We start from the raw sequence: 24,723 nt of genomic DNA, 5'->3' as shown, positions 1-24,723 counted from the left end.
GACACTCAATCCCATTCGGCTAGCCAGCCGCCCACAAAGAATAAAAGAGGTGCATATGGCAGGTTTCGACAAGCGCGTGAGTTCCTACGAGGAAGCCCTGGCCGGTCTTGAAGACGGCATGACCGTGATCGCTGGCGGCTTCGGCCTGTGCGGTATCCCGGAAAACCTGATCAACGAGATCAAGCGCAAGGGCACCCGCGACCTCACCGTGGTTTCCAACAACTGCGGCGTCGACGGTTTCGGCCTCGGCGTTCTGCTGACCGACCGCCAGATCAGCAAAGTGGTGGCCTCCTACGTCGGCGAAAACAAGCTGTTCGAAGAGCAACTGCTCAAGGGCGAAATCGAAGTCGTGCTGACTCCGCAAGGCACCCTCGCCGAAAAAATGCGCGCAGGCGGCGCCGGCATCCCGGCCTTCTTCACCGCCACCGGCGTTGGCACCCCGGTTGCCGATGGCAAGGAAGTGCGCGAATTCCATGGCCGCAAGTACCTGATGGAAGAATCCATCACCGGCGACTTCGCCATCGTCAAAGGCTGGAAAGCCGACCATTTCGGTAACGTGATCTATCGCCACACCGCCCAGAACTTCAACCCGCTGGCCGCCACCGCCGGCAAGATCACCGTGGTCGAAGTCGAAGAAATCGTCGAACCCGGCGAGCTGGACCCGGCGCAGATCCACACCCCTGGCATCTACGTCGACCGGATCATCTGCGGCACGTTCGAGAAGCGCATCGAACAGCGCACCGTACGCAAGTGATCCCCTGCCCCCGGACCGAATGAAGGAATAACAACAATGGCACTTTCCCGCGAACAAATGGCTCAACGCGTCGCCCGCGAAATGCAGGACGGCTTCTACGTGAACCTGGGCATCGGCATTCCGACCCTGGTCGCCAACTACATTCCCGAAGGCATGGAAGTCATGCTGCAGTCGGAAAACGGCCTGCTGGGCATGGGTCCGTTCCCGACCGAAGAAACCATCGATGCCGACATGATCAACGCCGGCAAACAGACCGTGACCGCTCGTACCGGCGCGTCGATCTTTTCCTCGGCCGAGTCCTTCGCGATGATCCGCGGTGGCCATGTCGACCTCACCGTGCTGGGCGCCTTTGAAGTCGACGTGCAAGGCAACATCGCCTCGTGGATGATCCCCGGCAAACTGGTCAAGGGCATGGGCGGCGCCATGGACCTGGTGGCTGGCGCAGACAACATCATCGTCATCATGACCCACGCCTCCAAGGACGGTGAGTCCAAGCTGCTGGACCACTGCAGCCTGCCGCTGACCGGTGCCGGTTGCATCAAGCGCGTACTGACCGACCTGGCTTACCTGGAAATCGAAAACGGTGCGTTCATTTTGAAAGAGCGTGCACCGGGTGTCAGCGTCGAGGAAATCGTCGCCAAAACCGCTGGTAAACTGATCGTGCCGGACCACGTTCCAGAAATGCAGTTCGCCGACCAGTGAGGAATCATTCCATGCAAGAAGTCGTCATTGTTGCCGCCACGCGCACCGCGATCGGCAGTTTCCAGGGTTCCCTGGCAAACGTCTCCGCCGTTGACCTGGGCGCGGCGGTGATCCGTCAGTTGCTGGCGCAAACCGGCCTGGACCCGGCCGAAGTCGATGAAGTGATCATGGGCCAGGTGCTGACCGCCGGCGCCGGGCAAAACCCTGCGCGCCAGGCGTCGATCAAGGCCGGCCTGCCGTTCGCCGTGCCGGCCATGACCCTGAACAAGGTCTGCGGTTCGGGCCTCAAGGCCCTGCACTTGGGCGCCCAGGCGATCCGTTGCGGCGACGCCGAAGTGATCATCGCCGGCGGCCAGGAAAACATGAGCCTGGCCAACTATGTCTTGCCGGGTGCCCGCACCGGCCTGCGCATGGGTAACGCACAAATCGTCGACACCATGATCAGCGACGGCCTGTGGGACGCATTCAACGATTACCACATGGGCATCACCGCCGAGAATCTGGTCGAGAAGTACAACCTGACCCGTGAGCAACAGGACGCTTTCGCCGCCGCCTCGCAGCAGAAAGCCGTGGCGGCCATCGAAGGTGGACGCTTTGTTGATGAAATCACGCCGATCCTGATCCCCCAGCGCAAGGGCGATCCACTGTCCTTCGCCACCGACGAGCAGCCACGGGCCGGCACCACCGCCGAATCCCTGGGCAAGCTCAAGCCGGCCTTCAAGAAGGACGGTTCGGTGACCGCGGGTAACGCTTCGTCGCTGAACGATGGCGCCGCCGCCGTGATCCTGATGAGCGCCGAAAAAGCCAAGGCCCTGGGCCTGCCGGTACTGGCAAAAATCGCTGCCTACGCCAACGCCGGTGTCGACCCGGCGATCATGGGCATCGGCCCGGTGTCGGCTACTCGCCGCTGCCTGGACAAGGCCGGCTGGTCCATCGACCAGCTTGACCTGATCGAAGCCAACGAAGCTTTCGCCGCACAATCGCTGGCCGTGGCCAAGGACCTGGAATGGGACCTGGACAAGGTCAACGTCAACGGCGGCGCTATCGCCCTCGGCCACCCGATCGGTGCCTCGGGCTGCCGCGTGCTGGTGACCCTGCTGCATGAAATGATCAAGCGCGACGCCAAAAAAGGCCTCGCCACCCTGTGCATCGGTGGTGGTCAGGGCGTGGCATTGGCGCTCGAACGCGCTTAAGCCAACAGCGTTTAACAGACGGCGCGGGGACCCACGAAGATCCACGACCGCCTGGCAAAACACCCGGTACGACTCACGTCGTACCGGGTTCTTTTTTTTGGTCCCTGTAGGAGCGAGCTTGCTCGCGAAAAAATCTGAAAACGCTGCGGGGTGTCAGAACTTCCACGTAATCGTTGACGACCTTCGCGAGCAAGCTCGCTCCTACAAGGTATATGTCGCCCTCATTGGCGCCTCGCATCGAATGCCGGGTTTTGTATACAAAACCCGCCCATCTATAGAGCAAATCATCCCGCAAAATGCTACCGTTGCTGCCACTCACAGGACGGAGAAGTGCGCGTGTTGATGCTTAAACTGCTGGTGATTCCAGGCTTTCTGCTGCTGATTTCCCTGGCCGGCAAACGCTGGGGGCCAAGCGTGGCGGGATGGTTGTCGGGGTTGCCGGTGGTGGTCGGGCCGATTCTGTTTTTCCTCGCCATCGAACAGGGCCAGGCATTCGCCGCCCAATCGGCCATGGCCGCGCTGTCGGCGATGTTCGCCATGATTGCCTTCTGCGTGACCTATGCCCAGGTCGCGCAACGGGCAAAATGGCCACTGGCACTGACGATCTCGTTGCTGGTCTGGGCCCTGCTCGCCGTGATCCTGTCCTTGCTCCCGCCGTCGCTGCCGATCTCGGTGATCGCCGCCGCCATCGCACTGCTGGCCGCGCCGTACCTGTTCCCGGCTGTGCAGCCGATCGTTTCCGGCCCGGCGCCAAAGTCCGACAAACTGCTGCTGCGTATGGTCGCCGGCGCCTTGCTGACCCTCGCCGTCACTTGGCTCGCCAGCACCGTCGGCGATCGCTGGAGCGGCCTGCTCGCCGTGTTCCCGGTGCTTGGTAGCGTGATGGCGGTGTTCTCCCAGCAAACCCGGGGCCCGGCGTTTACCGCGGCGTTGCTGCGGGCGACGGCCACCGGGATGTATTCATTTTCGGCCTTTTGCCTGGTCGTGACCCTGACCGTGCCCAGCCTGGGCCTGATGGGCTTCGGCGTTGGCGTCGCCGTCTCGGTGGCCATGCTCGGCGTCACCCGGCGGTTGCTGGCAAAACCCGCGCCCCAGGCAACACGTTCAACTATTTCGAACGAGTAGCGCAAGAAATCGAGCCTATTTCCTACATGTTTTTCCGGTTGGCCGTCAGACGTCAAGTTGTTACGATTTATCGATGAAGTCAACACCCGGCGCCATTGGAAGGGATGTACTTCATCCAGACAACCGCTGGTTCCGAGCCAAGGTACAGGCAGCCCTGGATGATCCGCGCCCAAACATCCCGCATGATCAAGTGATGGCCGAAATGCGCGCCCTCCTGCAGTCAAAGCGCAACCAGCGCGATGCGGGTTGAGTGGCATCCGGAGGACGGTCCGATCTATCGAAAATCCTGAATTATCTTGGCGACCATAACCTCGTAGCGGCTCTGGAGCTCCATCAGGCTATAGAAACGGTTACATCAGCCCTCCCTGAATATCCCTACCTCTATCGATGTGGCCGACTTCCCGGTACACGAGAAATTGTTGTGCATCCCAATTACCTGGTGGTCTATCAAGTGACGGATCAAATCCAGATCCTGAGTGTGTTACATGCCCGGCAGGAATACCCCTGATTCCGAAGCATCAACGACCGTCCGTTAGCCCATGCTGGAACATCTCGCAGCCCCCATGGGATGATCACGCCCCACCGCGCGACCATCCCTGGAGATTTTGATGTCACTGTTGAGTAAAAAAGCCGTTGTCCTGTTGCTGGCGGCGGCTGCCAGCCTGGGGGCTTTGAATGTGCAGGCGGCCAAGGCCCCTGCAAAGGAGACGGTGCAGGGCCAGAAAGTCTCGATGCTCGACGGCAAGTTCACCTTCACCCTGCCCAAGGGTTTCGTGGCCAACCCGTTGCCCGCCAGCCCCACCGGTGCGAGCGGCACCATGTATTCCAACGAAACCACCAAGACCGTGGTGATCGCCGCGCAGAACAACCTGCCCGAAGGGGTCAAGGTCAAGGACAACGACGGCGAGTTCCTCGACGGCACGGCGGCCGACTTCGACGCGGCGCAACACAAGGCCCTGGCGGACTACAACAAGCTCAGCGAAAAAAGCCTGACCCTGAAGAAAACAGGCCTGGGCGTGCGCCAGGTCGACAGCACCGCCACCCAGGGCGGTGGCATGACCCTCAACACCACGTTGATGGCGGCTTCGGGCAACCACATGACGGTGATTCAGGTCATTTCCCGCCCCGGCGACATGGCTGCCCACGAAACCCTGATCAAGCAGATAGTCAGCGGCAAATGAGCCTCAGGGGTTACGACGCTGCAACCAGGCGCTCAAATCCTGCAATTCTTCGGCACTGATGCTGTGGCCGACACCCTGGTAAGCGTGGAACTCGGGTTCCAGTGACACGCTCTGCAACAGGCTGTTGGCCTCGGTGCCATCGCTGAAGGGAAGACGCTGGTCCGCCGTGCCATGGCCGATGAAAATCGCCAGCGACTGGCGTTTTTCATCCGGTTTCAACTCAGACTTGAGCACCGGCAGAATCCGCCCGCTCAACGCGGCTATCCCGCCCACCGCCTCGGGATGGCGCAGGGCGACTTCGTAGGACATGATCGCCCCCTGGCTGAAACCCACCAGGAACACCTTCTCCGGTTGTGTGTGATATTTCTTCGTCGCCTGTACGACGAAATCCAGCAACAACTGGCCGCTGGACTTCAGGTCATCGGTTTCGCCGTTGTAGGCACCCTCGCCTTTTTTGCGAAACCACTGGTAACTCCCCTCTTGCATCACCATCGGCGCCCGCACAGACAGGTAGTTGTACGCGCTGGGTAACTCATCCTTGATGCCGAACAGATCCTGCTCGTTACTGCCGTAGCCGTGGAGAAAAATCACCAGCGGCTGCTCGCGGGAATCGGCGTTGGCCTGCTCCAGGTACTTGAGCGGCAGATCGGTTTGCAGGGGGGATTGAGCGTGGACAGTGGCGGATGCCAGCAACGTGAACAGAGCGAGAAACTTCAGCATAAACCTTCCTTCACCGTGCGCAGGATTCGGATAGAGCCTAACACCTTCGTCCCAGCGACTCCCACCACCGGCCCGATTACGGAATCAGCCTACAGCAGACAAGGAAAGGTCTTATTTACGCCTGACGCCCTCGCATAGAACCCTGAGCGCGGCATTTTGCCATGCGGATGTGTATCCGCTGCATGTGTTCTACAGGGAACGGGGGTTGGAGGCGCTGAAGGATTGCCTGGCTTCAAGAAAGAATATTTATGGGAGTGGTCAGCATCCGGTGCTGTGGCCGATCGGAGAGGAAACACTAAAATTCGGAATTGACCATGATGGTCAGTTCGATGGCTCCGTCGATGACGGACGCACTATTGGTTTTGGCAACAACCCCGTTGCCAACCTGGCCGATATCAACCAACGCATGCCCTTCGTGCTCAGGGCGGCGCAGCAGTTTGATAATCTGCTGCAGGGCGACCCGCGCGAGCAGATTGAGCGATCCATTCGGGATATCGCCTGGGGTGGAGGCGTGCGATGAGGCTGATGCATCGCATCGGGCGGCGACGCGGCGTGTTGGCACTGGCGGTCGCTGCCTTCCTTACGTGGACAGCGATTGAGGCGCTATCGGATGAACCGGAAATTTCGCTGGTAATTGGCGAGCCGTACGAAGCCATGCGCCAGCGCTCCAGCGCAAGAATCGATCCCGTGATACCAGGGCACTCCTGGTTCAATGTTCCCAAGTCTGATGCCCGACTGCGTTTTGCAGATCCTGAGTATGGTTTTGTGACTCCACTGGCCCGCTTCTTCACAGTGGGTTTTGGACGTAATGAACGGATCGACGGTGTCCGCATGTCCCCACAAATCGAACCACTATTGCTCGACGACACCCTCAAGGTCGTACTGGATCTGCAGGAGCAATGGCGCAACGCTGGCTGGGTACCCATCCGGGTCAATGACTTCCCTTCGTTCGCCGACACCCCGCAATGGCGGGCCCAATTGCGCGATGCAAAAAAAGGCGGGACGGCTTACTGGCGAGCAGGTGACAAGTACCAACTGATGCTGGTGGTCAATCGCTTCAAGTACGACAAGCGCCCCACAGAGGAGCGCTACCTCATCACATTAGGCATCCACCGATCACGGGGGGTGCAATGACCCTCCCCCTCCTCAATCGTTAATCAACTTCCCAACCCGAATCGGCTCGCGCCCGGCCACCTTCGCCTGCCAGGTGCCCGGTTGCGTGTAGCGCCCGCGATCAAGCGCGAACAGCACGCCACTGGTGCCCGCGCGTACGGTGGTGAGCTTGTCGTTCAACGGGTCGACCACTTCGAACAGCGCATCGCCCTGCTCCACCCATTCACCGGCATCGCGAAGGAAGCTGATAACGCCGTGATGCGGTGCGAACAGGTATTGGGTGCCTTCGAACGGCATGCCCTCGCAGCACTCACTCGGTGCCGCCGGCCAGGTGCCCTTGATGAAACCCTGTTCGGCGAGAAAGCCCAGGATCGCCTCGCAATTGGCCCGGGCCTGATCGACCCGGGTGTCGCCCATGCTGCCAAGCTCAAGTGTGGTCGCCAGGTTGGCCGGTGGAATGGCGGCTTCGGGGAAAGCCCGGGCAAGGCGTAACCATGGCGAAGAGCAGGACTCGTCAAAGGAACTGCCACCGGAATCTTCGCACAGCAACGCCACCCCGGCTTTCAAGCGCGCCGCCAGCGATTGCCACTGCGGCCAGTGCTGCGGCAAGGCGTAGAGGTGAATCGCCGCGTCGAAGTCGCAATGCAGGTCGAGGGTGATGTCGGCGTCGCAGGCGTGACGCAGCAACAGGCGATGCATCGCTTCCAGCTGCGACGCCGGGGCCGGCAGGTCGTCGAGCACCTGGCCCATGGCCTGGCGAATCAGGGCGATGTTGGCCTCGGCATCGCTGCCCAGACGATCACCCACCCGCTGCGCGACCGGAGCGCTCAGTTCGACGAACGCGCGGTTGAAGTTCTTGCCGCTGCCCAGTTCGAAGCGGCCCATGTGGCTGCCCTGCAGGTGCTGGTCGAGACCGATGGGGTTGGCCACTGGCACCAGTTCGATCACGCCTTGCAATTGGCCCTGGCTTTCGAGTTCAGCCAGGCGCTGCTTGAGCTCCCAGGCGGTGCGCATGCCCGGCAGCTCGTCGGCGTGCAGGCTGGCCTGGATGTAGACCTTGCGAGTGCCCGCGCCATAACGGAATACGCTGAGGGTGCGCTCGGTTCCCAGGTGGCTCCAGGGCAGCAAATGGTCGATGCGTTGCATGGCAGAACTCCGATTTCTCTGTAGGAGCTGCCGCAGGCTGCGATCTTTTGATTTTGATTTTTTAAAAGCAAGATCAAAAGATCGCAGCCTGCGGCAGCTCCTACAGGGGGGGAATGTGATTGCAGGATAAATCATGAGCGAAAAAAAATGGCCACCGCGTCAACGGGGCCACTTTTTTGAACGGCTCGATTACTCGCCGTAGACGTCAAACTTGAAGTACTTGTCCTGCACCTGCTTGTACTTGCCGTTGGCGCGGATTTCGGTAATGGCTTTGTTGAATTGCTCGGCCAGGGCGGTATCGCCCTTGCGCACGGCAATCCCGGCACCACCGCCGAAGTATTTCGGATCGTTGTATTCAGGCCCCACGAACGCGAAACCCTTACCGGCGTCGGTCTTGAGGAAACCGTCGTCCAGGTTGACCGAGTCGGCCAGCAGCGCGTCAACGCGACCGGACACCATGTCCAGATTGGCTTCCTGCTGGGAGCCGTAGCGCACCAGGACAATCCCCGCCGGTTGCAGCACTTCGGTGGCAAAACGGTCATGGGTGCTGGCGCGCAGTACACCGACTTTCTTGCCCTTGAGTTCGGTCAACGGGTCCTTGACGTCGGAACCTTCCTTCATCACGAAACGTGCCGGGGTGTGGTAGTACTTGATGGTGAAATCAACGTTCTTCTTGCGATCGTCGGTGATGGTCATGGACGACAGGATGGCGTCGATCTTCTTGACCTTCAGTGCCGGAATCAGGCCGTCGAACTCTTGCTCGACCCAGGTGCACTTGACCTGCATCTGCTCGCACAGGGCGTCGCCAATGTCCACGTCGAAGCCGGTGAGCTTGCCGTCAGCGGTTTTCATCGAGAATGGCGGGTAACCGGCTTCGATACCGATGCGGATCGGCTTGGCATCCGCGGCCAAGGCGGTCAGGGACAACATCGACAGTGCCAGGGCACCGAACATCACTAGCTTCTTCATTTATAACTCCTGTGTGCGGAGACTTTTATTGGCAGCTTTCGGTCGTTGGCTTGTGGCCGGGGGGACCGAAGTGGCCGGCAGTCTAGAGCGGCTATCACAGGGTAAATTATTTCGAGGCGACAAATAGTTATAGAAAGTGGCCGGCAAGCGGCAGACATGCCGGCGAAGGCGGACTTGAACATTGCGTTGGTCTTTCGGGCCTCATCGCCAGCAAGCCGGCGCCTACAGGATTTGTGGGCTTATGTTGAATCTGTGGCATTACGCGAATCTGTAGGAGCCGGCTTGCTGGCGATGCGATGGTGGCCGTTTCGCCGCCAACGCTGCGATGCGCCGACCCGACAGGCCAGCGTTTACAGGGGGGTCAGCAGGCGCAGCCAATAGCGGCATTCGCCGCACTCAACTCGAACCCTTCATCCAGCCACCCGGTCACACCGCCAATCATTTCCTTCACCGGGTAACCCAGCGCCGCCAGCTTCACCGCCGCCTTGTTCGCGCCATTACAGTGGGGACCTGCGCAATAGACCACAAACAGACTGGTTTTCGGGTAACCGCGCAAGCCTTCAGCGGTGAGCAGTCGCCCCGGAATGTTGATCGCACCCGGCACATGCCCCCGATCAAAGGCCAACGGCCCCCGCACATCCACCAGAATGAAATCGACTTCCCCCGCCTGTTGGCTGGCGTAAACATCGGAACAATCGGTTTCGAATGTCAGGCGGTTGCTGAAATGCATCAAGGCAATGGCCGAAGGGGCGGCGGGAATTTCGCGAACGAGGCTGGTCATGGGCAAGGCTCCGGGATGTCGGTGGGTGTGAACAGACTTTATCTGCCCACCATCAACGGCTAAAGTGGCGCACAAGACACTCACCGGGAACTTTCCGCCAAATGCATTTTTCTCCAGGACTGGTCGCGATCCTCGCCTACGATGGCCTGTGTACCTTCGAATTCGGCATCGCCGTGGAGATCTTTGGCCTGGCCCGGCCGGAGTTCGACTTCCCTTGGTACAGCCATCAGATCGCGGCCGTCGATCAAGGCCCGATGCGCGCCATGGGTGGCATCCAGGTACTGGCCGATGGCGGCCTGGAACTGCTGCAAGAGGCGCGGACCATCATCATTCCCGGCTGGCGCGATCGCCAGGCTGCAGTACCCGAGGAGCTGCTGACCGCCCTGCGCCAGGCCCATGCCCGGGGCGCGCGGTTGCTGTCGATCTGCTCGGGGGTGTTCGTGCTGGCCGCCACCGGTTTGCTCGACGGTCGCGGCGCCACCACGCACTGGCGCTACACAACGGAACTGGCCGAACGCTTCCCGAACATCCTGGTGGACCCGGACGTGCTCTATGTCGATTCGGGTCAATTGATCACCTCGGCCGGCAGCGCAGCCGGCATCGACGCCTGCCTGCATCTGGTGGCGCGGGACTTCGGCACCCAGGTCGCCAACTCGGTGGCGCGGCGCCTGGTGATGTCACCGCAACGCACCGGGGGCCAGGCGCAGTTCATTCCGACGCCGGTCAGTGCGACTCCGCGCAGTGATCTTTCCCGCGTCATGCAGTGGGCACGGGAGCGTTTGCACGAACCGCTGGAGGTTCGCGACCTGGCCAGCGAAGCCGCCATGAGCGAGCGCACCTTCCTGCGCCGTTTCACCGAAGCCAGCGGCCAGTCGCCCAAGACCTGGTTGCAACATGAACGTCTGGGCCGCGCCCGGGAATTGCTGGAAAGCACCGACCAGCACACCGAGCAGATCGCCCATCACTGCGGTTATCGGTCGGTGGAAAGCTTCCGCGTGGCCTTTCGCAACGTGGTCGGCGTGCCGCCGTCGGTGTACCGGGAACGGTTTGGGCGCACCCGTGCTTCAGGGCTTGCGCAATAGATAAGTGTCCATGATCCAGCCATTGGCCTGCCGGGCCGCCTTGCGTACCCGCTCGATCTGCTGCGCCACCTCCCCGAGCTTGCCGCTGATGAGGATTTCATCCGGCGTCCCCAGATAGGCCCCCCAGTAGATCTGCGTCTGCTGATCCGCCACATGCTGGTAGGCATCCTGGGCATCGAGCATCACCACCAGGCTGTGGGCATCGCTCACCTGCCCCGCTGCCAAGCGCCGGCCGGTGGTGATCTCGACCGAACGGCCGATCTGATTGAGGGGCACCTTGTGCTGCGCGGCCAGGGCCTGGACGCTGGTGATGCCGGGGATCACCTCGAACTCGAAAGTACAGGTGCCTGAAGCCAGGATCGCCTGCAGGATACGAATGGTGCTGTCGTACAGCGCCGGGTCGCCCCACACCAGGAAACCGCCGCACTGGTCATCCGCCAGCTCCTCATTGATCAGGCGCTCGAAGGTCCGCTGCTTGGCCAGGTTCAACTCATCGACGCTGGTCTTGTAGTCCACCTCGCCACGCTCGCGCTCCGGGCTCCGTGCCTCGACAAAGCGGTAGTGCGGATCGTTGATGTGGCGCTCGCATAGCTCGCGGCGCAGGTCGATCAACTTGTCCTTGTCCTGGCCCTTGTCCATGATGAAAAACACATCGACCCGATTCAGCGCCTTCACGGCCTGCAGGGTGATGTAGTCGGGGTTGCCGGCACCGATGCCGATGACCAATAGTGTTTTCATCAGGACATGCCCTCGTTATCGCTGCACGGCAGCCGCAGCCGCCAGCAACCATGAAACTGCAGATCTATCGTCGACAGCGGCTCGACATCGATCAGGTTGAAGGCCGCCCCCTGCAGCACATGCATCAACGCGGCACGCAGGATGAATGGATGGGTCACGGCAAGCACATAGCCGGGCAACGCTTCCAGGGTTTTCAACCAGGCGGCGACGCGCTCGCCGACTTGCACCACCGACTCGCCGCCGTGGGGCGCTGAGCGCGGGTCGGCGAGCCAGTCCTTTAGTGATTCGGCCTGGTTTTTCTGCAGGTCGTTGATGCGTTTACCGCGCCAATCGCCGAAGTCACAATCGCGCAGGTCTGCGACGACTTCCACTGGTTTGCCGAACAGCTCGGCAGTCTGTCGGGTGCGCAACTCCGGCCCGCACAACAAGCGCGAGGCCTCCTTGAAGCGTGCCCCTCGGGAACCCCGCGCCGCTTGCCAATCCATCTCCAGGGGTTCGTCCACGGGAAAGCGTGCCTGTTTCTGTGCAAGGGTTCGAGCGTGGCAGATCAGGGTCAATCGGGTCGCCTGCACGAAAAAAAATCACTCTGTTGGATAGAAAGGAAAATCGGCACCTGGCCGTAAGTCATTGCCCAATTGTGCCGTAAGAAAGTTCGTCAGGGGTTGTCATTTCAACGATTCGAACACGCTTCAAGGGCGACGCCCTACACGATTCTTCAACATCCCCTTCATCCGCCGCTGACAGCTATTTCCCGCCTGTTCGACCTTGGAAAAGTCCCGTCAAAATTAACTAGACATGTAGTGCGCTCTATACAAATACTGTTTTCAACGGATTAACGAAACACCTCATCCAGCAGGAGCCGGGATGCCCTCATGCGAAGGCCGGTCGCCGAGCTCTTTGATACAGGAGTGCACCCATGCTGGTCTTGCGCACCGTGCAACCCACTGACCTGCCCCAATTGCAGCGTTTGGCCCGCGAAAGCCTGGTGGGCGTCACGTCCTTGCCCGATGACAGCGCCCGATTGCGTGACAGGATTGTCGACGCCTGCACATCGCTGGATCAAAACGCCGAGTGTCCCGGCCCGCAAAATTACTTTTTTGTCCTGGAAAACCAGGCGGACGGGCGCCTGGTGGGCTGCTCGGAAATCGTCGCCACGGCCGGTTTCAGCGAACCCTTCTACAGCCTGCGCAACCGCCCTTTCACCAGCGCCTCGCGCGAGCTGAACATCGAGCACGGCGTGCCTGCCCTGTCGCTGTGCCACGACCTCAACGGCCACACCTTGCTGCGCGGCTTCCATATCGATTCGGCGCTGGTGCGCACGCCCCACTCCGAACTGTTGTCGCGGGCACGCCTGCTGTTCATTGCGGCCCATGCACAACGCTTTGCCGACGCGGTGATCAGCGAAATCGTCGGCTTCAGCAGCGATGACGGCCAGTCACCCTTCTGGGATGCCGTGGGCAAGCACTTCTTCGACCTGCCCTACGTCGAGGCCGAGCGGCTCTGCGGCCTGGAAAGCCGGTCGTTCCTCGCCCATCTGATGCCGCAATACCCGATCTACGTGCCGATGCTGCCCCAGGCCGCGCAAGACTGCATCGGGCGCATCCACCCCGATGGCCAGGAAGCCTTCGATATCCTTGAACGCGAGGGGTTCGAGACCACCAGCTACGTCGACCTGTTCGATGGCGGCCCGACCCTGCAGGCACGCACCGGCGACATTCGCTCGATTGCGCAGAGCCAGACCGCGCTGGTCTCGCCCGTTTCATCCATCGATGCCCGCGGCCGGTATCTGGTCAGCAACGATGCGCTTGGGCACTATCGCGCCATCGTCGCCGATCTCGACTACCGCGCCGGTCAACCCGTGGGGCTGGACTGCGAGATGTGCCAGGCGCTGCAGGTGACTGAAGGCAGCAACGTCCGGCTGATCGCGCTGTGAGTAACAAACGCCAGGATTCCCGTCGACAACTCCCGAACGGGCTCGCACAAGGCACGCCCGCATGATCCTGCGCCCGGTCCAGGTGACCGACCTGCCCGCCTTGCTGGCGCTGAGCCGCCTGGCCGGTCGCGACTTGACGCCCCTGGTCAATGAAGAGCGCCTGACCCACCGCTTGCGCTGGGTCCAAAGAACCTTCGCCGAGCAGGTCGAACGCGCCGACGCCGATTACCTGTTTGTCCTTGAAGACGACGACCAGCAGGTGCTCGGCGTCAGCGCCATGACCGGCGCGGTTGGCCTGCGCGAGCCTTGGTACAACTATCGGCTCGGGCTGACGGTCAGTTCTTCACCCGCGTTGGGTATTTCGCGGCAAATCCCGACCCTGTTCCTCAATAATGAAATGACCGGTCAATCGGTACTTTGCTCGCTGTTCCTGCGCCCCGACCAGCGCCGGGGCAGCAACGGCCGCCTGCTCACGCTGGGACGCCTGTTGCTGGCGGCGGAGTTCCCGCACCTGTTCGGCGAGAAAATGATCGCCGAGCTGCGCGGCAGTGCCGACGAAAAAGGTTGTTCACCGTTCTGGGACAGTGTGGGCCGGCACTTTTTCAAGATGGATTTCAGTCATGCCGAGCATTTGTCGGGGCTGGGCAACAAATCGTTCATCGCCGAGCTGATGCCACGGCAACCGCTCTACACCTGCCTGCTCACCGAACGGGCCCAAGCCGTGATCGGCAAGCCGCATCACGATGCCGAGCCGGCACTGAGAATCCTCACGGCCGAAGGATTCTCCCACCAGGGCTTCATCGACATCTTCGACGCGGGCCCGGTCATCGAAGCGCCGGTTTCGGCCATTCGCACCGTGCGCGACAGCCGACTCCTGGCATTGGCGATCGGCACCCCGGACGACCAGGCACCGACCTGGCTGATACACAATCGTCGCCTGGAAAACTGCCGCATCACCGCCGCCCCGGCGCAATTGAGGGGCGACATCCTGCTGGTCGACCGCCTCACCGCCAAACGCCTGCAGCTGCAACCCGGCGACTCGGTGCGAGCAGTGGCGCTGCCCAACCGACAGCAGCAGGCCGTGGCGGCGTAAATGCGCCCTGCCTCGCCACAAGATTGACGCCTGTGGCCGGAAAACCGCTAAATTCGTCATCATTCCTGACCTGCCCCCGTGATAGCCTTTCACATCTTCGGCGTTGACACTTTTGCTCAAGCCCTTCCATTTCCATTGGTGGAACTCATATGTCCAGGCTTTCTCATCAAGATTTGCGCCGCAATTTTCGTCAACTGTTCGCGTCCAACACCTGCTATCACACCGCATCGGTCTTCGACCCGATGTCGGCACGCATCGCCGCAGACCTCGGGTTCGAGGTGGGGATCCTCGGTGGCTCGGTCGCGTCATTGCAGGTACTGGGCGCCCCGGATTTTGCCCTGATCACCCTCAGCGAGTTCGCCGAACAGGCCACCCGTATCGGCCGCGTCGCCCAATTGCCGGTGATCGCCGACGCCGACCACGGCTACGGCAACGCACTCAACGTCATGCGCACCATCGTCGAGCTGGAGCGGGCCGGCGTGGCCGCCCTGACCATCGAAGACACCCTGTTGCCAGCCCAATTTGGCCGCAAGTCCACGGACCTGATCACGGTCGCCGAAGGTGTCGGCAAGATTCGTGCGGCACTGGAAGCCCGGTGTGACCGGGAAATGGCCATCATCGCCCGCACCCACGCGGGCATTCTGCCGGTCCAGGAGATCATCAGCCGCACCAAGCAGTACCAGGCCGCCGGTGCGGATGGCATCTGCATGGTGGGGGTGAAGGATTTCGACCATCTGGAACAAATCGCCGAGCACCTGAGCGTGCCGCTGATGCTGGTGACCTACGGCAATCCATTGCTGCGTGACGACAAACGCCTGGCCGAACTGGGCGTGCGCGTCGTCATCGACGGCCACGGTGCCTACTTCGCCGCCATCAAGGCGACGTACGACAGCCTGCGCGAACAGCGTCAGATCTTTACCCAGGCATCGGACCTGAGCGCGACTGAACTGACGCATACCTACACCCAGCCGGAGGAATACATCCGTTGGGCGGAAGAGTTCATGCACGTCAAAGAGTAATCGCACCCAAAAAACCTGTAGGAGCTGGCTTGCCAGCGATGACGCCAGCACAGCCAACACCTCCGTCGCCTGACACACCGCCTTCGCTGGCAAGCCAGCTCCTACAAGGGATCACCGCCAGGCACAAATCCCGGCAACATCCAAAAAACCTGTAGGAGCTGGCTTGCCAGCGAGACGCCAGCACAGCCAACACCTCCGTCGCCTGACACACCGTCATCGCTGGCAAGCCAGCTCCTACAAGGGATCACCGCCAGGCACAAATCCCGGCAACACCCAAAAAACCTGTAGGAGCTGGCTTGCCAGCGATGACGCCAGCACAGCCAACACCTCCGTCGCCTGACACACCGTCTTCGCTGGCAAGCCAGCTCCTACAAGGGATCACCGCCAGGCACAAATCCCGGCAACACCCAAAAAACCTGAGCTGGCTTGCCAGCGAGACGCCAGCACAGCCAACACCTCCGTCGCCTGACTCACCGTCTTCGCTGGCAAGCCAGCTCCTACAAGGGATCACCGCCAGGCACAAATCCCGGCAACACCCAAAAACCTGTAGGAGCTGGCTTGCCAGCGATGACGCCAGCACAGCCAACACCTCCGTCGCCTGACTCACCGCCTTCGCTGGCAAGCCAGCTCCTACAAGGATCACCGCCAGGCACAAATTCCGGCAACATCCAAAAAACCTGTAGGAGCTGGCTTGCCAGCGATGACGCCAGCACAGCCAACACCTCCGTCGCCTGACTCACCGCCTTCACTGGCAAGCCAGCTCCTACAAGGGATCACCGCCAGGCACAAATCCCGGCAACACCCAAAAAACCTGTAGGAGCTGGCTTGCCAGCGAGACGCCAGCACAGCCTACACCTCCGTCGCCTGACACACCGTCTTCGCTGGCAAGCCAGCTCCTACAGGGGATCACCGCCAGGCACAAATCCCGGCAACACCCAAAAACCTGTAGGAGCTGGCTTGCCAGCGATGACGCCAGCACAGCCAACACCTCCGTCGCCTGACTCACCGCCTTCGCTGGCAAGCCAGCTCCTACAAGGATCACCGCCAGGCACAAATTCCGGCAACATCCAAAAAACCTGTAGGAGCTGGCTTGCCAGCGATGACGCCAGCACAGCCAACACCTCCGTCGCCTGACTCACCGCCTTCACTGGCAAGCCAGCTCCTACAAGGGATCACCGCCAGGCACAAATCCCGGCAACACCCAAAAAACCTGTAGGAGCTGGCTTGCCAGCGAGACGCCAGCACAGCCTACACCTCCGTCGCCTGACACACCGCCTTCGCTGGCAAGCCAGCTCCTACAAGGGATCACCGCCAGTCACAAATCCCGGCAACATCCAAAAAACCTGTAGGAGCTGGCTTGCCAGCGATGTCGCCAGCACAGCCAACACCTCCGTCGCCTGACTCACCGTCTTCGCTGGCAAGCCAGCACAACAACTGTCGCGAAGACGCCTATTTGCTGGCCAACTCCATAATCATCCGCGACAGCAAATAGATCCGTGGCGCGACGCTGTCGATTTCGGCGTATTCCTCTGGCGTATGAATATTGCCGCCGACAATTCCGAAGCCATCCAGCGTCGGCGTGCCGACGCTGGCCGAGAGACTGGCATCAGCCGCGCCTCCGCTGCCCTCCTCCGTCAACTTGCGGCCGATTTCACCGTAGATGCCTTGGGCCATGGCCATCAGTCGATCGGATTCGGCGGTTTGTGGCATCGGTGGCAATCCACGCTTTAGCGTCGTGGTGACCTCTGTATCGGCAATCAGCTTGTCCTGGGAAACCCGTGCCAGATCTTTCTCGATCCGGTCGAATTCCTCCGGCACTGCTGCGCGCACGTCCGCCGCGGCCGTTGCCTGATCAGGAATCACGTTCTTGCGGTCGCCGGCATTGAGCACGGTGAAGTTGATGGTGGTTTTCTTCGCTTCATCGCCCAGTTTGCCCAGCTGCAGGATCTGGTGCGCCACTTCCATGGCCGCGTTGCGCCCCAGTTCCGGCGCAACACCGGCATGAGAGGCCTTGCCTTTGACTTCGACCAACGCCGTGGCACTGCCTTTGCGCCACACCACAAGACCGTCCGCCGGGCGACCGGGTTCGAGGTTGAGGGTTACGTCGTGGGCCTTGGCCGTTTTCTTGATCAGATCAGTGGCGATGTCCGAGCCGGTTTCTTCGCTGGCGTCGAGCAGGAATGTGATCTGCGCATAGTCCTTGAAATCGATATTTTTCAGCACTTTCAGGGCATAGATGCCGGCTACGATGCCGCCCTTGTCATCCATCACGCCCGGCCCGTAGGCGCGACCGTCCTTGATATGAAACGGACGTTCGGCAGCGGAGCCTTGCTTGAACACGGTGTCCATGTGCGCCATCAGCAGGATTTTCGCCTTGCCGGTACCTTTGAGGGTCGCGATGACATGGCTGCTTTTGTCCGGGGTATTGGGTACTCGCTCAATGGTCGCGCCGAGCTTTTTCAACTCTTCGATGGCGATGTCGCCGACCTGGGTCAAGCCGGGTTCGTAGCCGGAACCGGAGTCGATATTCACCAACCGTTCCAGCAGCTTCAAGGCTTCCCCCTTGTATTGCTCGGCGTGGGCCAGGACTTGTTCGTGAGGGTCGGCGAATACCCCGGGGGCGAAGGTACCGAGGGCCAGGGCCAGGCTGGCGGCCAGCAGCGAACGAGACAGTTTTAGCGTCATGATCGGGTCCTTGATGCGTGTCGGGACAGGAACCCTACCTGACCAGGCGCCACAGCTCCATCCCGAAAGGAACACACATGAGCCTGGGTATCGATACTGAATGCTACGGCCCCTTCGCGAGCAGGCTCCCACAGAGATTGCGGTGTCGGTCAGACCGAATCGAGCAATTCGTGCTGAGGCCGGTCATTGCTGCAGCAGATAACCCGATTTCGCCCCGTGGTCTTGGCCTCGTACAGCGCCTGGTCAGCGTCGTTGAGCCACAGGGTCGCGTCGCTGTGGCGGGTGTTGAAGGCCGCCAGGCCGATGCTCAGGCTGACTTTCAGGGCCGGGTTCTGCTCGTAGCCCAGGGTTGCGAAGCGGTCACGCAGGGCGTCCATGGCCGCGGCAGCGCTGTTCAGGGGCAGGTCGGGAAGGATCACGCAGAACTCGTCGCCGCCATAACGCCCGGCCACATCGGTAGCCCGCAGGTTCTGCTTGAGCATCTTGCTCAGCTGGCGCAGCACGAGGTCACCGGCCACGTGGCCGTAGGTGTCATTGATGCTCTTGAAGTGGTCGATGTCGATCAGCGCGATAGCGCCGCCCTGATGCTGACGTTGGCAGCGCTGGAACTCGATTTCCAGCTGATCCTTCCAGGCGCCGTGATTGAGCAGGCCGGTCAGGCTGTCGGTGCGGCTCAGGGCCAGCAGTTCACGCTTTTGCTGGCCGAGGGTATGCGCCTGGCGAAAGCAGATCAGGCCCAGCGCCAGCGGGTAAAAACACATCAGGGGCAAGCAGGCGTAGAGCTGCAGCTGGGATGTTTCAGGGATGAACAGCGGCGTGAAGATCAACCAGCCGACACCAATCCCGAGCACCTGCGCGACCGTGCCCGCCAGCAGAAAACGCAGTCCGCCGATGGCCACGTTGTTCATCGCCATCATGGAAATGGTCGTTGCACTGGGCAGCGGATTGAACTGCATCGCGGCGACCCAGAAGCCGCCCATGAACGCGTCGACCAGCAGGTTGCGGTGTTCGGCGTGGTAGGGTCTCTCGCGCCGACGCGCCCATTGATAGGCCAGGTGCGGCCAGAGCAGGCCGTTGAACAACATGAGCCCCCATACCCAGGTTGCCGGGTTCAGCGGGTACATCGCCACAGCCACGCATATCAGCCCCAATACCAGGCCGAGGACGCGCGATGTGTAGAGCCTCCTGGCCAGTGAAAGTCCTTTTCCTCCCTTCTTTCCCATTGGGACCTCTGCACCACAGAACGAAACCTGTTCACACCGGGATAGCAGGTGTGCCCGAAGTCTAACAGGGTAACGTCAAATAGCCATCACCGGCTGGCGGGGCGAACTCCCCTCTCCTGCAAATTCGTTACGCCTGCAGAAACGGCTATACATGAAGATAAGGATTGATTCACGACGCTGAACAGGAGGCCCATGCAGACCTTTCAAGTACTGATCATCGGCAGCGGTTTTGGCGGCCAGTGCGCGGCGGTCAATTTGCTCAAGGCCGGCATCACCGACTTTCGCCTGCTGGAACGAAGGGATTTCTTCGGCGGCACCTGGTGCCAGAACACCTACCCGGGCGCCGCGGTCGACGTGCCCTCGCCGCTCTATTCGCTGTCGTTCGCTCCTTACCGCTGGACGCAGATGTTCGCCGAACAGGCTGAACTGCACCGCTACACCCGCTACGTGATGGAGCACTTCGACCTGCGGGACCGGGTGGAACTGCAAGCCAATGTCGAGCGCGTCGAATGGGACGACGTGCATAAACAATGGGCGGTGCACAGCGCCAAGGGCACCTTTCATGCGCAATTCCTGATCAATGCCACCGGGCCCCTGAGCCAACCGGTGGTCCCGCACTTCGAAGGCCGGGAACGCTTTCAGGGCAAGAGCTTTCACACCAACAACTGGGATCATTCATACGATTACCGACAAAAGCGCGTGGCCATCGTCGGCAGTGGCGCCAGTGCTGCCCAGGTGATACCGGCGATAGCTCCGCACGTCGAGCAGCTGCATGTGTTCCAGCGCACGCCGCATTGGGTGCTGCCACGGGCCGACCGCACCTTCGGCCGCTTCCAGCGCTGGCTGCTCGGGCTCAAACCGGCCTACAAGCTGCTGCGCTGGCTGATCTACTGGCAATTTGAAACCCGGGTAATTGCCTTCAAATACTCGAAACCGGCCATCCGCGTGGTGCAACATCAGGCCCTGCGCTTCCTCAAGCGCCAGGTGCCGGACGCCGAACTGCGGCGAAAACTGACACCGGACTACACCATTGGCTGTAAGCGAGTGATTCTGTCGAGTACGCTTTATCCTGCGCTGGGCCGCCCTAACGTGACATTGCACAGCCGCGAACAGGGCATCAAAGCCATCGATGAAAGCGGCATCGTCATGCAGGACGGCCAGCACATCGACCTGGACCTGATCGTCTGGTCCACCGGTTACGACGCCACCGACGGGGTGATTTCCTACCCCGTCAGCGGAAAAAACGGCATCCGTCTCAGAGACGTCTGGGCGCAGTACCCCAGGGCCTACCTCGGCACCAGCCTGCCGGCCTTTCCCAACCTGTTTATCGTCACCGGCCCGAACACCGGTATCGGCCACACATCGGCGCTGTTCATCATCGAATCGCAGATGAATTACATCCTCGATTGCATTCGCACGTTAAAAGCACGCGGTTTGCGCAGCATAGAAGTACGCCCCGAGGCAGAACGTACCTACACTGAAATGATCCATAGAGAAATGCAGCGCACGGTGTGGAAGTCCGGAGGCTGCCACAGTTGGTATCAAAGCAAGAGCGGTCATGTGATTGCCATGTTTCCAGGGTTCAGTTTCAGCTTTCACCGTTTGACCCGAACCCTGAAACCGGCCGATCACATCGTGTCCTGATCAGATAGAAGGAAGGCGCCTGATGCTTTTACTGGTTGTCGCTATCGCGGTGTTCGCCGCCTGGAGCTGGCTGAGCTACCCGGCCATCGGGTACTGGCTGTATGACTTGAGCGTGGCCGTCGAGGCCAAGTTGTACAAACTGCACAAGATCGTCGTGCCCATCCCCGAGATGACTGTCTCGACCTGGCAAGGCGGGCCGTATGAGGCGTCCAGCAATGTGTTGATGCTGCACGGCTTCAGTGCCGACAAGAACCTGTGGCTGCGTTTTGCCCGGCACTTTGTCGGCAACTACCGGGTGATCATTCCCGACATCGCCGGGCATGGCGAAACCGGCTTCAAGGCCGGTGGCGGCTATGACATCCCGCTGCAGGCCAAGCGGATGATCCAGTTGCTCGACGTCTGCGGGGTCGACAAGGTGCATGTCATCGGCAACTCGATGGGCGGCTACATCGCCGCCTGGCTGGCGGCCAACTATCCGGAACGCATTGCCTCGCTCGCCCTGTTCGACCCTGCCGGGGTGACCTCGCCGGAACCCAGTGACCTGGAGCGGCATCTGGCCAAGGGCCACAACCCGTTCCTGATTCACTCGCGGGAAGAGTTCAAATATTTCTATGGCATGACCATGGCCGAACCACCGTGGGTGCCGCGCGTGGTACTCGACGCCATCGCCCATCGCTATCAACAGTCGCGCGACGAACTGGAAGAAATCTTTCGCGATTTTCGCGCCAGCCCGCCCATGGAACCGAAACTGCCGGCGATCAAGGCGCCAGCGCTGTTGCTGTGGGGGCGCAAGGATCGCTTGATCGATGTCAGCAGCGTGGCCATCTGGAGCAAAGGTCTGGCGGATCTGCGGGTGGAAATATGGGAAGGCATCGGGCACATGCCGATGGTCGAAGCGCCTGCCGGTTCGGCCCACCTGTATCGGGAGTTTTTGGCATCGCTGCGTTCGGAAAGCCCGCAGGATCAACGACTGCACTGAGCTGGCAGTCCTTTGCAGAATGAAGTCCGTCAGAAACTTCGTTTGCCGGCGTCGCTGAAGGCTGCGATCTTTTCTCCCATCCTTCACGTCCACGCGCCAGGAATTGTATTCATGAGCCACCCGAGCTTCGTCAGCCCCGACCTGATCCGCCAACGCTTTTCCAAAGCGATGTCCGACATGTACCGCGAAGAAGTGCCACTGTACGGCGCGTTGATGGAACTGGTGGAACAGACCAACCGCCATGTGCTGGACAACGACCCGCAAGTGGCCCGACAGCTGAACAGCACCGGGGAAATCGAGCGCCTCGACCTTGAGCGCCACGGGGCTATCCGGGTCGGTACCGCCGCTGAGCTGGCCACCCTCGCTCGCCTGTTCGCGGTCATGGGCATGCAGCCGGTGGGTTATTACGACCTGACCCCGGCCGGGGTGCCGGTGCATTCCACCGCTTTCCGTGCGGTGCATGAGGCGTCGCTGCAGGTCAGCCCGTTCCGGGTGTTCACCTCGCTGTTGCGCCTGGAGCTGATCGAAGACCTCGAGCTGCGGGCCTTTGCCCTGTCGGTGCTGGACAAGCGTTCGATCTTCACCCCCACTGCCCTCGCCCTCATCGACCGCGCCGAAACCCAGGGAGGCCTGAGCGAAAAAGAGGCCGACGAGTTCGTCGAACAGGCCCTGGAAACCTTCCGCTGGCACCACAGCGCCACGGTCACCGCCGGGCAATACCAGCAACTCAGCGCCCAGCATCGGCTGATTGCCGATGTGGTGGCGTTCAAGGGACCGCACATCAATCACCTGACGCCGCGCACCCTGGACATCGACATCGTGCAGGCGCAAATGCCGGCTCACGGCATCACCCCCAAAGCGGTGATCGAAGGTCCGCCCCGCCGTCAGTGCCCTATCCTGCTGCGCCAGACCAGTTTCAAGGCACTGGACGAGCCAATCGCGTTCACCGATCAATCCGACACGCGCGGCAGCCACAGCGCCCGGTTCGGGGAAATCGAACAACGCGGCGCGGCCCTGACACCCAAGGGCCGGGCGCTGTACGACCGTTTGCTCAATGCCGCCCGGGACGAACTCAAGGACTTCCCCAACGAAGCCAACGCCACCCGCTACAACGAATTGATGGCCCAGCACTTCAGCGAATTTCCTGACACCCATGAGGGCATGCGCCAGCAGGAACTGGCGTTCTTTCGCTACTTTGTGACGGAAAAAGGGCTGGCTGCGGCTGACCTGAAAACCTTGGGCCTCGAAGACCTGGTCAGCGGCGGGTATCTGCGAGTTGAGCCGTTGGTGTACGAGGACTTCCTGCCGGTCAGTGCGGCGGGGATTTTCCAGTCAAACCTGGGGGATGCCGCGCAAAGCCACTATGGCGAGCACTCCAACCAGCAGGCGTTCGAAAAAGCCCTGGGGCGTTCGACCATTGACGAACTGCAGTTGTACGCACAAACCCAACAGCGCTCGATCGAGCAGTGTCTTGCCACATTGGTTAATTGAACAACACCCCCCCTGTAGGAGCCGGCTTGCCGGCGAATGCGTCCGCGAGACTTACGCAATGTTCGAAGACGCCTTCGCCGGCAAGCCGGCTCCTACAAAGTGATCATTTCAATTTTGCCAACAGCGCTTCAGCCGTGGCCTGTGAAGACGCCGGATTCTGCCCCGTCAGCAGCAGCCCATCGGTTCGCACGTAGCTCGCCCAATCAGGCCCCTTGGAAAAAATCCCGCCCTTGGCCTGGAGCTCGTCCTCCACCAGGAACGGCACGACCTTGGTCAGTTGCACCGCTTCTTCTTCGCTGTTGGTGAACCCCGTCACCTGCTTGCCCTTGACCAATGGCTGGCCGTCGGCGCCCTTGGCATGACGCAGCACACCCGGCGCATGGCAAACGGCGGCGACCGGTTTGCCGGCGTTGTAGAAGGCTTCGATAAGCGCAATCGAATGACGGTCTTCAGCCAGGTCCCAGAGCGGTCCATGGCCACCTGGATAGAAGATCGCATCAAAGTCCCCGGCCTTCACCGTACCCAGCACGACGGTCGAAGCCAATGCGGATTGCGCCGCAGGGTCCTGGCGAAAGCGTTCGGTGGCCTCGGTTTGCGCGTCCGGCTCGTCGCTTTTCGGATCCAGCGGTGGCTGGCCGCCCTTGGGCGAGGCCAGGGTCAGTTGTGCGCCGGCATCCTTGAAGGCGTAATAGGGTGCAGCGAATTCTTCCAGCCAGAAGCCGGTTTTCTTGCCGGTGTTACCCAATTGATCGTGGGACGTTAAAACCATCAGGATTTTCATGTCGTCGTCACTCCATCTCGGGGCTGCAGGCAAACAGATAACTATCAGTTACAAGTTTAAACCCGGGGGAAATATTGCAGAGCAACAACTGCGCCTTTCATTCGATTGAAAATGCAGTCGTCTGTCGAGAAAAGAGTTCGCCCAGTGCTATGGCCTCGGCAATCCATGCACTGGTAAAGAACCCTGACACTGGGCGAACGGGGTGTATTTTAATTGATGTTTATGGATATGTCCGTGCTTGAAACATGAAATTTGTTGATACGAACTTTTATAATATTTCACCTGAAATACAATTCGGAACCAACAACTTAAACCCACCAGTTCGACCAAAGTAGTTGATTGTTCCTATACAAAAGTTGTACAGGAACAAT

24 protein-coding genes and 1 pseudogene are annotated in these 24,723 nt (G+C 60.8%); 16 read left to right on the top strand and 9 right to left on the bottom strand.

Annotated elements, in window-relative coordinates:
• Nucleotides 1-55: 55 nt before the first annotated feature.
• The 7 genes and pseudogenes from NPS56_RS23810 to NPS56_RS23780 all read left to right on the top strand — a co-directional run bounded on the left by NPS56_RS23810 (nucleotide 56) and on the right by NPS56_RS23780 (nucleotide 4,955).
• Nucleotides 56-754 (top strand): CoA transferase subunit A, encoded by a 699-nt coding sequence (locus tag NPS56_RS23810; protein ID WP_274076901.1) that lies wholly within the window; start codon nucleotides 56-58, stop codon nucleotides 752-754.
• Nucleotides 755-790: 36 nt separating this feature from the next.
• Entirely contained in the window at nucleotides 791-1,456 is a 666-nt protein-coding gene (locus NPS56_RS23805) for a CoA transferase subunit B (protein WP_027925229.1), read from the top strand.
• Between the two features lie 11 nt (nucleotides 1,457-1,467).
• Nucleotides 1,468-2,649: an acetyl-CoA C-acetyltransferase gene (locus NPS56_RS23800; RefSeq protein ID WP_274076900.1), complete on the top strand. Its 1,182-nt coding sequence runs from the start codon at nucleotides 1,468-1,470 to the stop codon at nucleotides 2,647-2,649.
• Nucleotides 2,650-2,985: 336 nt separating this feature from the next.
• A complete protein-coding gene (locus tag NPS56_RS23795; RefSeq protein ID WP_274076899.1) occupies nucleotides 2,986-3,774 on the top strand; it encodes a hypothetical protein in 789 nt (262 codons plus the stop codon).
• 73 nt (nucleotides 3,775-3,847) lie between these two features.
• Entirely contained in the window at nucleotides 3,848-4,024 is a 177-nt protein-coding gene (locus NPS56_RS23790) for a hypothetical protein (protein ID WP_406592310.1), read from the top strand.
• Nucleotides 4,014-4,282, top strand: a pseudogene (locus tag NPS56_RS23785) (type II toxin-antitoxin system RelE/ParE family toxin). The gene NPS56_RS23790 and the pseudogene NPS56_RS23785 overlap by 11 nt, the downstream one beginning before the upstream one ends.
• 100 nt (nucleotides 4,283-4,382) lie before the next feature.
• Nucleotides 4,383-4,955, top strand: a complete 573-nt coding sequence (locus NPS56_RS23780) for a hypothetical protein (RefSeq protein WP_274076898.1) — start codon at nucleotides 4,383-4,385, stop codon at nucleotides 4,953-4,955.
• A gap of 3 nt (nucleotides 4,956-4,958) precedes the next feature.
• On the opposite strand, the gene NPS56_RS23775 is transcribed toward NPS56_RS23780, so the two are convergent.
• On the bottom strand, nucleotides 4,959-5,675 hold the full coding sequence (locus NPS56_RS23775) for an alpha/beta hydrolase (protein ID WP_274076897.1): 717 nt from the start codon (nucleotides 5,673-5,675) through the stop codon (nucleotides 4,959-4,961).
• A gap of 205 nt (nucleotides 5,676-5,880) precedes the next feature.
• Between NPS56_RS23775 and NPS56_RS23770 the strand changes: the two genes are divergently transcribed.
• Together NPS56_RS23770 and NPS56_RS23765 are read left to right on the top strand one after the other, a co-directional pair.
• On the top strand, nucleotides 5,881-6,195 hold the full coding sequence (locus NPS56_RS23770) for a hypothetical protein (RefSeq protein WP_274076896.1): 315 nt from the start codon (nucleotides 5,881-5,883) through the stop codon (nucleotides 6,193-6,195).
• Nucleotides 6,192-6,809, top strand: a complete 618-nt coding sequence (locus NPS56_RS23765) for a hypothetical protein (protein WP_274076895.1) — start codon at nucleotides 6,192-6,194, stop codon at nucleotides 6,807-6,809. Before NPS56_RS23770 ends, NPS56_RS23765 begins: the two co-directional genes overlap by 4 nt.
• A gap of 12 nt (nucleotides 6,810-6,821) precedes the next feature.
• Here NPS56_RS23765 and NPS56_RS23760 read toward each other — a convergent pair whose 3' ends face one another.
• From NPS56_RS23760 to NPS56_RS23750, 3 genes are all read right to left on the bottom strand, one after another.
• Nucleotides 6,822-7,934, bottom strand: coding sequence for a M14 family metallopeptidase (locus NPS56_RS23760; RefSeq protein ID WP_274076894.1), 1,113 nt, complete (start codon nucleotides 7,932-7,934; stop codon nucleotides 6,822-6,824).
• Nucleotides 7,935-8,123: 189 nt separating this feature from the next.
• Nucleotides 8,124-8,903, bottom strand: a complete 780-nt coding sequence (locus NPS56_RS23755) for an ABC transporter substrate-binding protein (RefSeq protein ID WP_274076893.1) — start codon at nucleotides 8,901-8,903, stop codon at nucleotides 8,124-8,126.
• A 361-nt stretch (nucleotides 8,904-9,264) separates the two neighbouring features.
• Complete coding sequence (locus tag NPS56_RS23750; protein WP_274076892.1) at nucleotides 9,265-9,684, bottom strand: rhodanese-like domain-containing protein; 420 nt, start codon at nucleotides 9,682-9,684, stop codon at nucleotides 9,265-9,267.
• A 101-nt stretch (nucleotides 9,685-9,785) separates the two neighbouring features.
• Between NPS56_RS23750 and ftrA the strand changes: the two genes are divergently transcribed.
• Nucleotides 9,786-10,766 carry a transcriptional regulator FtrA gene (gene ftrA, locus NPS56_RS23745; RefSeq protein WP_274076891.1) on the top strand — a complete coding sequence of 327 codons (981 nt, stop codon included), beginning with the start codon at nucleotides 9,786-9,788 and terminating at the stop codon, nucleotides 10,764-10,766.
• Here the strand turns inward: ftrA and cobF are convergent.
• A complete protein-coding gene (gene cobF / locus NPS56_RS23740) occupies nucleotides 10,749-11,504 on the bottom strand; it encodes a precorrin-6A synthase (deacetylating) (RefSeq protein WP_274076890.1) in 756 nt (251 codons plus the stop codon). The two genes, ftrA and cobF, sit on opposite strands and share 18 nt — an antisense overlap.
• The gene (locus NPS56_RS23735; protein WP_274076889.1) at nucleotides 11,504-12,076 is read right to left on the bottom strand and encodes a histidine phosphatase family protein; all 573 of its coding nucleotides are present in this window, start codon (nucleotides 12,074-12,076) and stop codon (nucleotides 11,504-11,506) included. Before NPS56_RS23735 ends, cobF begins: the two co-directional genes overlap by 1 nt.
• Nucleotides 12,077-12,420: 344 nt before the next feature.
• Here NPS56_RS23735 and NPS56_RS23730 point away from each other — a divergent pair, with 344 nt between their 5' ends.
• The 3 genes from NPS56_RS23730 to NPS56_RS23720 all read left to right on the top strand — a co-directional run bounded on the left by NPS56_RS23730 (nucleotide 12,421) and on the right by NPS56_RS23720 (nucleotide 15,549).
• On the top strand, nucleotides 12,421-13,437 hold the full coding sequence (locus NPS56_RS23730) for an arginine N-succinyltransferase (protein WP_274076888.1): 1,017 nt from the start codon (nucleotides 12,421-12,423) through the stop codon (nucleotides 13,435-13,437).
• Nucleotides 13,438-13,498: 61 nt separating this feature from the next.
• Nucleotides 13,499-14,530 carry an arginine N-succinyltransferase gene (gene astA / locus NPS56_RS23725; RefSeq protein ID WP_274076887.1) on the top strand — a complete coding sequence of 344 codons (1,032 nt, stop codon included), beginning with the start codon at nucleotides 13,499-13,501 and terminating at the stop codon, nucleotides 14,528-14,530.
• Nucleotides 14,531-14,679: 149 nt separating this feature from the next.
• Complete coding sequence (locus tag NPS56_RS23720; protein WP_274076886.1) at nucleotides 14,680-15,549, top strand: isocitrate lyase/PEP mutase family protein; 870 nt, start codon at nucleotides 14,680-14,682, stop codon at nucleotides 15,547-15,549.
• Between the two features lie 1,449 nt (nucleotides 15,550-16,998).
• Here the strand turns inward: NPS56_RS23720 and NPS56_RS23715 are convergent.
• The gene (locus NPS56_RS23715) at nucleotides 16,999-18,234 is read right to left on the bottom strand and encodes a M20/M25/M40 family metallo-hydrolase (RefSeq protein WP_274076884.1); all 1,236 of its coding nucleotides are present in this window, start codon (nucleotides 18,232-18,234) and stop codon (nucleotides 16,999-17,001) included.
• A 149-nt stretch (nucleotides 18,235-18,383) separates the two neighbouring features.
• Nucleotides 18,384-19,457, bottom strand: a complete 1,074-nt coding sequence (locus tag NPS56_RS23710; protein ID WP_274076883.1) for a diguanylate cyclase — start codon at nucleotides 19,455-19,457, stop codon at nucleotides 18,384-18,386.
• Between the two features lie 192 nt (nucleotides 19,458-19,649).
• Between NPS56_RS23710 and NPS56_RS23705 the strand changes: the two genes are divergently transcribed.
• The 3 genes from NPS56_RS23705 (at nucleotide 19,650) to hglS (ending at nucleotide 23,571) form a co-directional block, all read left to right on the top strand.
• Nucleotides 19,650-21,101: a flavin-containing monooxygenase gene (locus tag NPS56_RS23705; RefSeq protein ID WP_274076881.1), complete on the top strand. Its 1,452-nt coding sequence runs from the start codon at nucleotides 19,650-19,652 to the stop codon at nucleotides 21,099-21,101.
• A gap of 22 nt (nucleotides 21,102-21,123) precedes the next feature.
• Entirely contained in the window at nucleotides 21,124-22,080 is a 957-nt protein-coding gene (locus NPS56_RS23700) for an alpha/beta fold hydrolase (protein ID WP_274076880.1), read from the top strand.
• Between the two features lie 111 nt (nucleotides 22,081-22,191).
• On the top strand, nucleotides 22,192-23,571 hold the full coding sequence (gene hglS, locus NPS56_RS23695) for a 2-oxoadipate dioxygenase/decarboxylase HglS (protein ID WP_274076879.1): 1,380 nt from the start codon (nucleotides 22,192-22,194) through the stop codon (nucleotides 23,569-23,571).
• A gap of 103 nt (nucleotides 23,572-23,674) precedes the next feature.
• Here the strand turns inward: hglS and NPS56_RS23690 are convergent, their stop codons facing one another.
• A complete protein-coding gene (locus NPS56_RS23690) occupies nucleotides 23,675-24,352 on the bottom strand; it encodes a type 1 glutamine amidotransferase domain-containing protein (RefSeq protein ID WP_274076878.1) in 678 nt (225 codons plus the stop codon).
• Between the last annotated feature and the right edge of the window lie 371 nt (nucleotides 24,353-24,723).

This window comes from Pseudomonas putida (assembly GCF_028682635.1).
GTDB lineage: Bacteria > Pseudomonadota > Gammaproteobacteria > Pseudomonadales > Pseudomonadaceae > Aquipseudomonas > Aquipseudomonas putida_AE.
Note: the sequence above shows the minus strand (reverse complement) of the source record. Positions and strands in the feature narration are given on the sequence as shown.